The organism is Bradyrhizobium sp. USDA 4454 (genome assembly GCF_054822705.1).
Genome location: NZ_JBTRCN010000001.1, coordinates 4221536 through 4233356, shown reverse-complemented (window position 1 = coordinate 4233356; position 11821 = coordinate 4221536). Strand labels below are relative to the sequence as shown.

Genomic DNA, 11821 nt, shown 5'->3' with positions numbered 1-11821 from the left:
ATCCGGGAGGGTGTGTCCGCGGAGCGAGGCCCCCGGATTTCGCTTCGCTTCATCCGGGCTACGGATCGAACGATGCGGGGAGGGCCGATGCCTGCGGTTCTGTCCGCTACTTGCCGCTCAGCCGCACGCCGAGCCGGCCGGCGAGCTCCTGCGTGTACTGCCAGGCGACGCGGCCCGATCGCGATCCGCGGGTGGTCGACCATTCGAGCGCCTCGCGCTCGAGTTCGTCCTCGGCGATCTTGATGCCGTAATGGTCGCAATAGCCCTTCACCATCGCGAGGTACTCGTCCTGGCTGCAGCGATGGAAGCCGAGCCAGAGGCCGAAGCGATCCGACAGCGACACCTTCTCCTCAACCGCTTCACCCGGATTGATCGCGGTCGAGCGCTCGTTCTCGATCATCTCGCGCGCCAAGAGATGCCGGCGGTTCGAGGTCGCATAGAGGATGACGTTGTCGGGGCGCCCCTCGATACCGCCTTCCAGCACGGCCTTCAGCGATTTGTAGGACGCGTCGTTGCCGTCGAAGGAGAGGTCGTCGCAGAACACGATGAAGCGGAAGGCGGAGCTGCGCAAAAGCTCCATCAGGCCGGGCAGGCTCTCGATGTCCTCGCGGTGGATCTCGATCAGCTTCAGCCGGTCGGCCGGCTTGCGGTCGACATTGATGCTGGCGTGGGTGGCCTTGACCAGCGACGACTTGCCCATGCCGCGGGCGCCCCACAGCAGCGCATTGTTGGCGGGCAGCCCGTCGGCGAAGCGCTCGGTATTCTCCATCAGGATGTCGCGCATCCGGTCGACGCCCTTGAGCAGGCCGATCTCGACGCGGCTGACGCGCGGCACCGGGGCCAGGCGGCCGTCCGGATGCCAGACAAAGGCGTCTGCGGCGGCAAACGACTCGGCCGGATCGGGCGCCGGGGAGGTGGCCGCGAGGCGGCTCGCAATGGTCTCCAGGGCGCTCGCGATCCGCTCGGCGGTCGCGCCGTCGAGCTGAGCTTCCGGGCGTTTTGTCGCGGTGTTTGCGGCACGCTTGGCGGCCGCTTTGGGGGCGGGTTTGCGGGTTGTTTTACTGGTGGTTTTTTTGGCTTTTTTCGGCATTTGTCCAGTTCCTGACGGCGCAGCCTTATCGGGATGGCGGCGGTCCCGCAAGCGCCCTAAATGAAGGCCCGTTAACGTTGCAATTGGGACCGCGGCCGCTATAGTCCGCGCGAATTTGTCCGGACCGCCATACCGCCTCGAAGCTCGAGGGCGCTGCCGGTCCTTTCCCGTCTTATCCGAGGATCGTTCGAATGCTGATTACTCCTGCGTTTGCTCAGGCTGGAGCAAGTGGTGACACCAACAGCATGTTGATGTCGCTGCTGCCATTCGCGCTGATCTTCGTCATCATGTACTTCCTGATTCTGCGCCCGCAGCAGAAGAAGGTGCGCGACCACGCGGACCTCGTGAAGAACATCCGCCGCGGCGACACCGTGGTGACCTCGGGCGGCCTGGTCGGCAAGGTGACCAAGGTGGTCGACGACGACCAGATCGAGTTCGAGATTTCGGACGGCGTTCGCGTGCGGCAGATGCGCCAGATGATTTCGGGCGTGCGGACCAAGGGCGAGCCGGCCAAGGACGAGGCGTCCGCGAGCTGATTGCCGCGGAGCCTTTGCCGAATCTGACAGGTCAATTCGATGTTGTATTTCACGCGGTGGCGAGCGCTGGGGATCATCCTGACAGCGCTGGTGGTCTGCCTGTGCGCCGTGCCCAATTTTTTCCCCGAAGCGCAGGTCAAGACCTGGCCGGCCTGGGCGCAGCGGCGCCTCGTGCTCGGCCTCGATTTGCAGGGCGGCTCGTATCTGCTGCTCGAGGTCGACGCCAACTACGTGAAGAAGGAAAAGCTCGAGCAGGTTCGCGACGATGCGCGCAAGGCGCTGCGTGACGCCAAGATCCAGTTCGTCGGGGGCGTGCAGATCCGCAACGACGCCGTCGAGGCCCGGATTGCGAAGGAAACCGACGTTCCGGCGGCGCTCGCCAAGCTACGCGAGGTTGCGCAGCCGATCGGCGGCTTGCTCGGCTCCAGCGGCCAGCGCGATGTCGACGTGACCGATGCGGGCGGCGGCCTGATCCGCCTCACCGTGTCGCAGCCGGCGATGATCGAGCGGATGCGCAAGACCATCGAGCAGTCGATCCAGATCGTCGAACGTCGCGTCAACGAGCTCGGCACCGTCGAACCGGTGATCCAGCGCCAGGGCACTGACCGCATCCTGGTGCAGGTGCCGGGTCTGCAGGACCCGACTCATCTGAAGGAGTTGCTCGGCAAGACCGCGAAGATGGAATTCCGGATGGTCGACACCTCGGTGTCGCCCGACCAGGGCACGGTGCCGCCGGACTCCGAGCGGCTCATGAGCGCGTCGCCGCCGCCGGTTCCCTACATCGTGAAGAAGCAGGTGCTGGTGTCCGGTGGCGAGCTTTCCGACGCCCAGCCCGGCTTTGACCAGCGCACCGGCGAGGCGATCGTCAGCTTCAAGTTCAATACGTCAGGGGCGCGCAAATTCGCGCAGGCCACCGCAGACAATGTCGGCCAGCCGTTTGCGATCGTGCTCGACAACAAGGTGATCTCGGCACCGGTGATCCGCGAGCCGATCACCGGCGGGCAGGGCCAGATCTCCGGCAGCTTCACCGTGCAGTCGGCCAACGATCTGGCGATCCTGATGCGCGCCGGCGCGCTGCCGGCGCCGCTGACCGTGGTCGAGGAGCGCACCGTCGGTCCCGGCCTCGGCCAGGACTCGATCGAGAAGGGCGAGCTTGCCGCCTATGTCGGTTCGATCCTGGTTATCGTGTTCATGCTGATCACCTATCGGCTGTTCGGCGTGTTCGCCAACATCGCCGTGGCCATCAACGTCGCCATGATCTTCGGGCTGCTGTCGCTGCTCAACGCCACGCTGACCTTGCCCGGCATCGCCGGCATCGTGCTCACCGTTGGCATCGCGGTCGACTCCAACGTGCTGATCTACGAGCGCATCCGCGAGGAATTGCGCGGCGGCCGCAACGCGATCTCGGCGATCGACGCCGGGTTCAAACGGGCGCTGGCGACCATTCTCGACTCCAACATCACCACCTTCATCGCCGCCGCCGTGCTGTTCTACATCGGCACGGGACCGGTCCGCGGCTTCGCCGTGACGCTCGGCATCGGCATCATCACCACGGTGTTCACCGCCTTTACCCTGACGCGTCTGATCGTCGCCTGGTGGGTGCGGTGGAAGCGGCCGCAAACCGTGCCGATCTGAGAGGCCTGTTGTGACTCATATCGTTCTCATTGGCCTTGGCATCCTGATCGCCGTGCTGACCGTCGTCGCGGCGCTCGGCCTGCTGCCGTCGCTGCGTATCGTGCCCGACGATACGCATTTCGATTTCACGCGCTTCCGCCGCATCAGCTTCCCGATCTCGGCGCTGCTCTCGATCCTCGCCATCACGCTGTTCTTCACCCACGGCCTGAATTTCGGCATCGACTTCAAGGGCGGCACGCTGCTCGAGGTGCAAGCCAAGTCCGGCACCGCCGATATCGCCGCGATGCGCACGACCTTGAACAGCCTTGGCCTCGGCGAAGTTCAATTGCAGCAGTTCGGAGGTCCGGCTGAAGTTCTGATCCGCGTCGCCGAACAGCCGGGCGGCGACCAGGCCCAGCAGGACGCGGTCGGCAAGGTCCGCGGCGCGCTCGGCGATAGCGTCAACTATCGCCGCGTCGAGGTGGTCGGACCGCGGGTCTCCGGCGAGCTCTTGGCGTACGGCATGCTCGGCCTGATGTTTGCGATCGTCGGCATCCTGATCTACCTCTGGTTCCGGTTCGAGTGGCAGTTCGCGCTCGGCGCCATGATCGCCAACGTCCATGACATCGTGCTGACGATCGGCTTCATGTCGATCACCCAGGTCGACTTCGACCTCACCAGCATCGCGGCGCTGCTGACTATTCTCGGCTACTCGCTCAACGACACCGTCGTCATCTACGACCGTATCCGCGAGATGTTGCGGCGCTACAAGAAGATGCCGATGCCGCAGCTCCTCAACGAGTCGATCAACTCGACGCTGTCGCGCTCGATCATCACCCACGTCACCGTGACCCTGGCGCTGCTCGCGCTGCTGCTGTTCGGCGGTCAGGCGATTCACAGCTTCACCGCCGTCATGATGTTCGGCGTGGTGCTGGTCGGCACCTATACCTCGATCTTCATCGCGGCGCCGATTCTGATCTATCTCGGGGTTCACACCACGCGCGGCGAGGCGCAGGATGCGCCGGCCAAGAAGCCGGACGCTGTGGCAGCCAAGAAGTAGCCGGCATGGGTAACCCCTCGGACGCTCCCCATCTTCCGAGGTCGGCGCCGATCGAGGCTTACGGCAAGGGCGGCTTTGCGTTTGCCGATATGTCGCATCGCGGCTCGCTGCTGTGCCTGCCCGACTCGATCTGGGCCTGGCCGGTCACCAGGCCACAGGAGATCGACGAATATTCGCTGCAGAAGGTGTTCGCGGCCGCCAATGCGATCGACACGCTGATCGTCGGCACGGGCACCGAGGTCTGGGTGCCGCCCAAGGGCCTGCGCGAGGCGCTGCGCACGGTGCGGGTGGTGCTCGACCCGATGCAGACGGGACCCGCGATCCGGACCTACAACATCATGCTCGGCGAGCGGCGGCGCGTCGCGGCGGCGCTGATCGCGGTGCCATGAGCGCGACGGAAACGCCTAAGGACGGCGCGGCGTACAGCGCCGATCTGGTGCGGAGCCACGACTTCGTCCGCTACGCCTCGACCTTGTTCGTGCCGGGGCCGGAACGCCGCGCGCTGCTGGCGCTCTACGCCTTCAACATCGAGGTCTCGCGGGTACACGAGCAGGTCAGCCAGCCGCTGCCCGGCGAGATGCGTCTGCAATGGTGGACCGATATGCTGGCCGGTACGGGGCATGGTGGCGTCGAGGGCAATCCGGTCGCCGCAGAACTGCTGCAAGCGATCCGCACGCACCGCCTGCCGGTCTCGCCATTGTCAAAGCTGGTCGAGGAGCACCAATTCGATCTCTATAACGACCCGATGCCGTCGCTGGCCGCGCTCGAGGATTATCTCGACGCCACTGCGGCGGCGTTGTTCTCGCAGGCTACGCGCGTGGTGGCGCGGCCGTCAGAGGCGATCGATCACCTGGCCCGGCATGCGGGCCTGGCCCAGGGCATGGCGCAGGTCATCGCGTCGCTGGGCCGCGACGCCGCGCGGCAGCAGCTGTTTCTGCCGTCGCAACTGCTGCAGCAGCACGGCAGCAGCAGGGAGGAGGTGTTTGCCGGCAAGCCGACGCCGGGCATCCGTGCTGCGATCGATCAGCTCGCGGACGAGGCGCAGGGTCATCTGAGGACCGCATTCGGGCTGCTTGCCGACGTGCCGGCCGGCGTGCGGTCGATCTTCCTGCCGCTCGCCTGTGTCAGGCGCGAGCTGAACCGGGCGAGGAGACCCGACAACGACCCGTTCCTGCCGCAGCCGGTCTCACGCCTGCGCACGCTGTGGACATTGTGGCGGGCTGCGCGCACGGAAGAGTTCGGCAGCTAGCTGCTCTGCTTCGAAATATGCTTGGTGAAGATCCGGATCGTCGCGCCCCGGACCACCGGGCTGCTGTCATAGATGTCGGATGCGATTTGCTCGACCGCGTCGCGCAGCGCAACGAATTGCGCCTGTCGCGCCATGCTCGCTGTTCCACGCGTGCCAGCCAGCTCGTCCATCGCGGCGTCGCTGATCTGGCATTCGATTTCCTGATCGCCGTTCATCATGGTGAATCCGAACGCAAGACGTTCGGAATCATATCCTCCGATGCGGCCACGGGTCAGTGGCATTGAACTTGTCCCTTGAGCGCTACCACTCGCAACAGTGGGGGTTGGCGCGGCGTTTGTCGAGGTCACTGCTCTAGCCTGCAGGCCGATCCATCTCGGCCACTTCGAAATTGAAGCGATCGCGCAGATTCTTGCGTTGCTCGAGGATGTCCTTGAGGAACGCGCGATCGGCGTCGTTGCGCATCAGCGGCTCGATCAGGTCGACCTGATTCATCGCGACGAGTTGCAGGATTTCGATGCGCGGCTTGCCGGCGGCATCGCGCGGCAACGCGTGCACGATCTGGATGTGCTCGGGCGGCTTGATGCCCTTGGCGGACGCGAGCGCGCTGCGCAGCGTCTTTTCCAGCGCGGGCTGGTCGGCCTCGACGAAGGCGTAGAGCCCGACGCCGACGCGCCGGTCGGCAAAGGCGACGACCGCGGTGTCGCGCACGTCTGGATTCTTGCGGATCAGATCGATCAGCACCGGCGCGTCGTTGACCAGCCGGCGGCCGCCGCCTTCGCGGTCGGTGAAATTGAAGATGCCGCGCGTGATAGCCTGATAGACCTTCTTGCCGGTCTTGAGCCAGACGCTGGCGACCGCGGACTTCTTCGCCAGCACCTTGCGCTCCCTTGGCGTCAGCGCCTCCGGTGCGTAGCTGCGCTTGTGCTTCAACAGATGCCGCAGATCCTCGTAGGCCGCGATGCGGAACAGCCGGCTGCGGGACTTGAAGCAGGCGGCGAGCTGGAAGTCGGTGAGATAGGCACGGCCGTCGCGGCCGACCAGCCAGTTCTGCTCCTTGGCGAGGTCGTTGTGGCAGATGCCGGCACGATGCAGCTTGCGCAACGCCTGCTTGGCGGAGCGGAAATAGGCGACGTTGCCATGCGGCTTCGCCAGATGCAGCGCCGCGCCGTCGATGAAGCCGCGCACCAGCGCGCGCCGGCCGGCCCACAATAGCTTGGGCCCGACGTCCAGGTCGCGCGCCACGGTCAGCGCGCGGCGCTCGCGCGAGAACAGATGCAGCGCCAGCCCAAATGACCAGAACGGCACCTGATCGAGCCGTCGCAGCACGCCATCGACCTCGCCGTCATCGGCGCGAAAGCGGCCGCGCTCGACGGTCGAGAACACGTCGCGCTTGAGCAGCACGCCCTGGCTCCATCGCGCCGACAGGGTGGCGTCGTCGTCTTTCGGCAAGCTCATGACTGTCAGGCCGCTGCCGCAACGCGCAGATGCTCTGCGATCCAGTGATCGAGGTCGGCGAGCGCCCGAGCGCTCATCGCCCGCTTCTTGGCGACGGTCTTCTCATTGCCGCGCAGCCGCGAGCCGTCCGGCTTCTTGGTCGGCGGGCTGGCCAGCGGCGGGAACAGACCGAAATTGATGTTCATCGGCTGGAACGAGCGCGAACCGGCGTCGATCGTTTCGATGTGGCCGCCGGTGATATGGCCGAGCAGCGCGCCGAGCGCGGTGGTGGCCGGCGGCGGCGGCGGCGCGGCGCCGCGGATGTCGGCGGCGGCGCAGAGCCCGGCGATCAGGCCGACGCTGGCCGACTCGACATAGCCTTCGCAGCCGGTCATCTGGCCGGCGAAACGCAGCCGCGGCTGCGCGCGCAGCCGCAGCTGCTCGTCGAGCAGTTTTGGCGAATTCAGGAAGGTGTTGCGATGCAGGCCGCCGAGGCGGGCGAATTCCGCCTTCTCGAGGCCCGGGATGGTGCGGAACACGCGCTGCTGCGCGCCGTGCTTCAGCTTGGTCTGAAAGCCGACCATATTGTAGAGCGTGCCGAGCTTGTTGTCCTGCCGCAGCTGGACGATCGCATAGGGCTTCACCGTCGGATTGTGCGGATTGGTCAGTCCGACCGGCTTCATCGGCCCGTGGCGCAGCGTCTCGTGGCCGCGTTCGGCCATCACCTCGACCGGCAGGCAGCCGTCGAAATAGGGCGTGTTGGTCTCCCAATCCTTGAAGTCGACCTTCTCGCCATCGCGCAGCGCCGCAACGAATCCATCATACTGCTCCTTGGTCATCGGGCAGTTGATGTAGTCGGCACCGGTGCCGCCAGGCCCGACCTTGTCGTAGCGCGACTGGAACCAGGCCACCGACATGTCGATGGACTCCTTGTGCACGATCGGTGCGATCGCATCGAAGAAGGCCAGCGCATTCTCGTCGGTGAGCTTCCGGATGGCGTCGGCGAGCGGCGCGGAGGTGAGGGGACCCGTCGCAACGATAACGTTGCTCCAGTCGGCCGGCGGCAGCCCTGCGACTTCCTCGCGGCTGATCTCGATCAGCGGATGCTCGTTGAGCGCCCTGGTGACGGCGGCCGAAAAGCCGTCGCGGTCGACCGCCAGCGCGCCTCCGGCGGGCACCTGGTTGGCATCGGCCGAGCGCATGATCAGCGAGCCCAGCCGCCGCATCTCGGCGTGCAGCAGCCCCACGGCATTGTTGGCGGCGTCGTCGGAACGGAACGAGTTCGAGCAGACCAGCTCGGCGCAGCCGTCGGTGCGGTGCGCCTCGGTCATCCGCTGCGGGCGCATTTCGTGCAGGACGGCGCGGATCCCGGAATTGGCGACCTGCCAGGCGGCTTCCGAGCCGGCGAGCCCCGCGCCCACGATGTGCACGGGTTGGGAAGAGGATTGATGCGGTGTCATCGCGCAGCGTTAGCGCGTTTTGATGCCGTATGCATCTGAAACCACCAATAGCGCTTGCAAGCGAAGTGGATACCGGTTCGCGTTGGGAACAGCGCCCCGGAAACGATAACGCCCGCTATGGAAGCGGGCGTTATCCGTCATCAGATGGCCGGCGGCCGATTAGCCGTTGTAGTTACCGGCTGCAACGCGCGGAATGTCCGAGCGGTCGAGGCCGATATCGGCCAGTTCGCGATCGCTGAGCTGGGACAGTTCGCTGACATTGCGCTGGTAATCCCGGAAAGCCTGGATCATGCGGATGAGCGACAGCAACATGGTAGTCTCCTAGTAGTTCGGATTCAGCGTTTCAAAGCCTCATCGTTGAAGTGAATATAGATGATATAGTGCAGTGCGGTAGTTCCGATGTTGCGATGCAGCTAATCCGAAAACGCATGGCCAAGGTAACCCTCGATTAACCGCTCGCCGCCCGCGGAACCGTACTGTGGTCAGAAGTTCCGTCGCGGCCGCAAATCATATAGAAATCTTCCCGATATCAGGTGATTACCGGAATCTGGCGCTTTTGTTCGCACCGCGCGATGTGGTAATTTAAGACCATCAAATCAAGCCTAGACACCGTCAGCCGCATGGATCACGGCTGTGTGGTCCATGCGTGATTCGCATGCAAGAACGCGCAGCTGAAGTGAATATTTATTCATTACATGGCGCGCCCAATCCATCAACGGACGTCGCGTCAATCGGTCGCATTGACGGCGGAGGTATTTTGATCTTGGGGGTGGGAACGGAACGCGCCGCGAGCGCGAGGCCGCTGACTTGTGCTGCTGGTTATCGGAAGTCGATCTCGGTTGAAGTGAACCAGCCAGCAAGCTATTGCGGCACTGCTTCCTTACCGGCTTGTCATCAAAGCACTATTCAACGCATGCGCGATACGCGCGCAGCGCCTATCACATTTGTATCGCGCGAAGTTCATTCTGAACGGTGGCGTGAACAGCGAATAATCGTCCCGCAGATTCCGCAATCACGCTGGTTTCTGTTCAAGAACAGAAGATGGAACATCCCATGATCAAGACATTGATCGCAGCAGCCGCTGTGGCTGCCGTTGCTTTCGCTGTTGCGCCCGCCCAGGCCGCTCATCGTCACCATGCCGGTCTCGCCTGCAGTGGCGACAACCTCGGCAAGACCGAAGCCGCGGTCGAAGCTATGGCCGACAATGAGGTCAAATTCGGGGCGGAGAAGGAGGTCTCGCTCGCTCAGGACGCGATGCTGAACAACAAGTGGGGCGCCTGTGGCGCACACCTCAGCAAGGCTGCAGAAGCCAGCATGGCGAAGTAAGGCTTTGATGATGACGATAAGGGCCGATCGCCTGGGGCGGTCGGCCCTTTGATTTGGCCGGAGCATGGAACGTACAATGCAATCGTCCGGCAGGCGGGCGCCCCGCTCGCATGCCCTTCACGTGTTAGTGCCGATGATCAGCCCCGTTCGCGCCGATTCACGCACGTCCGAGGGGGACGCTCCGTATTGCCGGCGAAAGGTGCGGTTGAAATAGGACACGTCGCCGAAGCCAACCTCAAAGGCGACTGCGCTCACAGGCCGGTCGGCGTGGCGCGGATCGACGAGCAACCGATGCGCTCGTGCGAGACGGCGCCCAAGCACGAATTGTGAGAATGTGGTCCCGTCGTCTTCAAACATCCGTTGCACTTGGCGTGGCGTGACGGCATGCCGCCGCGCGACAGCCGCAACCGTGAGACTACCATGATTGAGATGGTCGACGATATCTGCCTTGATGGCACGCAGCCGCGCGGCGCGGACGCCCCGCCCATCGGCAAGAGCCGCGGCATCTCGCGTTGCGCCGAGCGCCACAGCGATCAGATCGTGCACATGCGAGGCCACGTGGTGCCGTAGCTGAGGCGTCGCAAGCGCAGAATCCTCCTGCAGCGCCCCAACATGGCTCACCAGCAATTTCAGCGCTTCAGTGGAGCGCGCAATAGGCTGCATCACCAAGGAATCGACGCTGCTCACCAGCGGCGCCAGCACCGGCCGCGGAACGTGAAGGCACAGAATCTTCGCCGGCGCGGGGCAGACCATCGCGACCGGATCCGCCGAGCTGAGCAACAGCCCGTCGCCGGCACTCGAGGTGACTTCACGTCCACGCTGCACCATCATGGCGTCGTGCGAACCCACCACCAGGACAAGCCCGTCATTGCCATCCGCCAACTGTTCGGCGCCCCGCTCATAGCGAAACGCCGACATGCTGGCCGACGTGATGGACAGCCCGGGTAGCATCCGCACTGTCACGTCCGCGTGCAAAGAATGATCCGGCAGTGGCGCGAGGTCGGCCTTCAGCACCAGCCGGCCGTACAGATCACGCCATGCGGCCAAACGGTCCTGCTCGGCAAAATCTTCCAGAGAAAATCGGGAAACGGCAGCGTCGTCGGCGGTCGAGGTCATCGGGGAAACTCAAGCTGTCGCAACAGGTGTCGCCGGATTGATGCGTCTGGTTCACCAAGACGACCGGTTCGCGGCAACAAACGCGCGCGACGAAGGGCTTCTAGCCAATCACTCGGCCGCGTCAAAGCGCCCACGCATGTTTCACCCGCGATTCGCCTGCGACAAGTGCAATCCGAGGTGGAACTCGCATCCCGGCTGATGGCCCGGTCGTTTTCGTCCAATGCGCTGTCGCGCCTGTCCTAGCCGGCGGGGCGGACAAGGCACTAAAAGCTATGGCGAAATATTGAGCTCTCTCAGAAGGATAGGTGTGAGCTTGGAACTACTTTTGCGTGTTGATATGGCGCCCCGGCGATGTCGGGCTTGCCATGGACATCATGAGCGGGCTCGCCGTGTTCCTCGGAATGCTCCTGTTTGCCTGGATCGGGCACCCGACCGCAACACCCACGACGTCGCCGGCCGGAGTGCCAAAGCTCACAGTTCGACCTTCATGCGCGCAATGATCCACGCCGCGGCGTGGCTTATCCTCGTTGCGGGAACGAACACAACCAACGCCGAAGGCGCGGCAACGTCTTGCCAGCTGATCAATGGCAAGTCGATGATGCAGGCCGAACTGCTGTTTGGGCGTCGTATCGCCGGACATGGCCGCGTATCGGACGCCCAGTGGTCGGACTTCCTTCTGAAGGAGGTGACACCGCGCTTTCCAGATGGACTGACCCAACTCAGGGCTTCCGGCCAGTGGCGGGACCCGGATACGGGTCGCATCACACACGAGCGGTCCTTTGTCGTGCGCATCATCGCTGCCGAGACCCCGGAGACCTTGGAACGCCTGACACAGATCGGCGCCGCATACAGGCAGCGCTTTCATCAACAGTCGGTTGGCCTCACGCTCTCGACCACCTGCGCATCGTTCTGACCACGCGCTGTAAATAGCGACGG

14 protein-coding genes are annotated in these 11821 nt (G+C 64.3%); 8 read left to right on the top strand and 6 right to left on the bottom strand.

Annotation, left to right across the window (positions count from 1 at the left end):
- Positions 1 to 106 precede the first annotated feature (106 nt).
- Complete coding sequence (locus ACVIW0_RS19905; RefSeq protein ID WP_461353855.1) at positions 107 to 1090, bottom strand: ATP-binding protein; 984 nt, start codon at positions 1088 to 1090, stop codon at positions 107 to 109.
- A gap of 191 nt (positions 1091 to 1281) precedes the next feature.
- Here ACVIW0_RS19905 and yajC point away from each other — a divergent pair, with 191 nt between their 5' ends.
- From yajC to ACVIW0_RS19880, 5 genes are read left to right on the top strand one after another with little or no spacing between them, the layout of a single operon-like run.
- A complete protein-coding gene (gene yajC, locus ACVIW0_RS19900) occupies positions 1282 to 1626 on the top strand; it encodes a preprotein translocase subunit YajC (RefSeq protein ID WP_461353854.1) in 345 nt (114 codons plus the stop codon).
- Between the two features lie 39 nt (positions 1627 to 1665).
- Positions 1666 to 3261, top strand: coding sequence for a protein translocase subunit SecD (gene secD, locus ACVIW0_RS19895; protein WP_461353853.1), 1596 nt, complete (start codon positions 1666 to 1668; stop codon positions 3259 to 3261).
- A gap of 10 nt (positions 3262 to 3271) precedes the next feature.
- Positions 3272 to 4300, top strand: coding sequence for a protein translocase subunit SecF (gene secF, locus ACVIW0_RS19890; protein WP_461353852.1), 1029 nt, complete (start codon positions 3272 to 3274; stop codon positions 4298 to 4300).
- A 5-nt stretch (positions 4301 to 4305) separates the two neighbouring features.
- Positions 4306 to 4689 carry an Mth938-like domain-containing protein gene (locus ACVIW0_RS19885; protein WP_461353851.1) on the top strand — a complete coding sequence of 128 codons (384 nt, stop codon included), beginning with the start codon at positions 4306 to 4308 and terminating at the stop codon, positions 4687 to 4689.
- Positions 4686 to 5549: a phytoene/squalene synthase family protein gene (locus ACVIW0_RS19880; RefSeq protein WP_461353850.1), complete on the top strand. Its 864-nt coding sequence runs from the start codon at positions 4686 to 4688 to the stop codon at positions 5547 to 5549. Before ACVIW0_RS19885 ends, ACVIW0_RS19880 begins: the two co-directional genes overlap by 4 nt.
- Here the strand turns inward: ACVIW0_RS19880 and ACVIW0_RS19875 are convergent.
- From ACVIW0_RS19875 to ACVIW0_RS19860, 4 genes are all read right to left on the bottom strand, one after another.
- Complete coding sequence (locus tag ACVIW0_RS19875) at positions 5546 to 5830, bottom strand: DUF1488 family protein (protein WP_461353849.1); 285 nt, start codon at positions 5828 to 5830, stop codon at positions 5546 to 5548. The genes ACVIW0_RS19880 and ACVIW0_RS19875 overlap by 4 nt on opposite strands.
- Positions 5831 to 5900: 70 nt before the next feature.
- Entirely contained in the window at positions 5901 to 7004 is a 1104-nt protein-coding gene (locus ACVIW0_RS19870; RefSeq protein WP_461353848.1) for an AMP-binding enzyme, read from the bottom strand.
- Between the two features lie 5 nt (positions 7005 to 7009).
- Positions 7010 to 8443, bottom strand: a complete 1434-nt coding sequence (gene trmFO, locus ACVIW0_RS19865) for a methylenetetrahydrofolate--tRNA-(uracil(54)-C(5))-methyltransferase (FADH(2)-oxidizing) TrmFO (RefSeq protein WP_461353847.1) — start codon at positions 8441 to 8443, stop codon at positions 7010 to 7012.
- Positions 8444 to 8602: 159 nt separating this feature from the next.
- Positions 8603 to 8755 carry a DUF1127 domain-containing protein gene (locus ACVIW0_RS19860; protein WP_074278622.1) on the bottom strand — a complete coding sequence of 51 codons (153 nt, stop codon included), beginning with the start codon at positions 8753 to 8755 and terminating at the stop codon, positions 8603 to 8605.
- Positions 8756 to 9098: 343 nt separating this feature from the next.
- Here ACVIW0_RS19860 and ACVIW0_RS19855 point away from each other — a divergent pair, with 343 nt between their 5' ends.
- Complete coding sequence (locus ACVIW0_RS19855; RefSeq protein WP_461353846.1) at positions 9099 to 9500, top strand: hypothetical protein; 402 nt, start codon at positions 9099 to 9101, stop codon at positions 9498 to 9500.
- Positions 9485 to 9769: a hypothetical protein gene (locus ACVIW0_RS19850; RefSeq protein ID WP_461353845.1), complete on the top strand. Its 285-nt coding sequence runs from the start codon at positions 9485 to 9487 to the stop codon at positions 9767 to 9769. Before ACVIW0_RS19855 ends, ACVIW0_RS19850 begins: the two co-directional genes overlap by 16 nt.
- Before the next feature lie 117 nt (positions 9770 to 9886).
- Here the strand turns inward: ACVIW0_RS19850 and ACVIW0_RS19845 are convergent, their stop codons facing one another.
- The gene (locus ACVIW0_RS19845; RefSeq protein ID WP_461353844.1) at positions 9887 to 10885 is read right to left on the bottom strand and encodes an AraC family transcriptional regulator; all 999 of its coding nucleotides are present in this window, start codon (positions 10883 to 10885) and stop codon (positions 9887 to 9889) included.
- A gap of 487 nt (positions 10886 to 11372) precedes the next feature.
- Between ACVIW0_RS19845 and ACVIW0_RS19840 the strand changes: the two genes are divergently transcribed.
- Positions 11373 to 11798 carry a DUF3574 domain-containing protein gene (locus ACVIW0_RS19840; protein WP_461353843.1) on the top strand — a complete coding sequence of 142 codons (426 nt, stop codon included), beginning with the start codon at positions 11373 to 11375 and terminating at the stop codon, positions 11796 to 11798.
- The last annotated feature ends 23 nt before the right edge of the window (positions 11799 to 11821 follow it).

What these genes read in the sequence shown, in the direction of transcription:
- ACVIW0_RS19870 (WP_461353848.1), bottom strand. Translation starts at nt 7,004, where the DNA reads ATGAGCTTGCCGAAAGACGACGACGCCACCCTGTCGGCGCGATGGAGC.
- secD (WP_461353853.1), top strand. Translation starts at nt 1,666, where the DNA reads ATGTTGTATTTCACGCGGTGGCGAGCGCTGGGGATCATCCTGACAGCG.
- ACVIW0_RS19885 (WP_461353851.1), top strand. Translation starts at nt 4,306, where the DNA reads ATGGGTAACCCCTCGGACGCTCCCCATCTTCCGAGGTCGGCGCCGATC.
- ACVIW0_RS19850 (WP_461353845.1), top strand. Translation starts at nt 9,485, where the DNA reads ATGGAACATCCCATGATCAAGACATTGATCGCAGCAGCCGCTGTGGCT.
- ACVIW0_RS19905 (WP_461353855.1), bottom strand. Translation starts at nt 1,090, where the DNA reads ATGCCGAAAAAAGCCAAAAAAACCACCAGTAAAACAACCCGCAAACCC.
- yajC (WP_461353854.1), top strand. Translation starts at nt 1,282, where the DNA reads ATGCTGATTACTCCTGCGTTTGCTCAGGCTGGAGCAAGTGGTGACACC.
- ACVIW0_RS19840 (WP_461353843.1), top strand. Translation starts at nt 11,373, where the DNA reads ATGCGCGCAATGATCCACGCCGCGGCGTGGCTTATCCTCGTTGCGGGA.
- ACVIW0_RS19860 (WP_074278622.1), bottom strand. Translation starts at nt 8,755, where the DNA reads ATGTTGCTGTCGCTCATCCGCATGATCCAGGCTTTCCGGGATTACCAG.
- trmFO (WP_461353847.1), bottom strand. Translation starts at nt 8,443, where the DNA reads ATGACACCGCATCAATCCTCTTCCCAACCCGTGCACATCGTGGGCGCG.
- ACVIW0_RS19845 (WP_461353844.1), bottom strand. Translation starts at nt 10,885, where the DNA reads ATGACCTCGACCGCCGACGACGCTGCCGTTTCCCGATTTTCTCTGGAA.
- ACVIW0_RS19855 (WP_461353846.1), top strand. Translation starts at nt 9,099, where the DNA reads ATGCAAGAACGCGCAGCTGAAGTGAATATTTATTCATTACATGGCGCG.
- ACVIW0_RS19880 (WP_461353850.1), top strand. Translation starts at nt 4,686, where the DNA reads ATGAGCGCGACGGAAACGCCTAAGGACGGCGCGGCGTACAGCGCCGAT.
- ACVIW0_RS19875 (WP_461353849.1), bottom strand. Translation starts at nt 5,830, where the DNA reads ATGCCACTGACCCGTGGCCGCATCGGAGGATATGATTCCGAACGTCTT.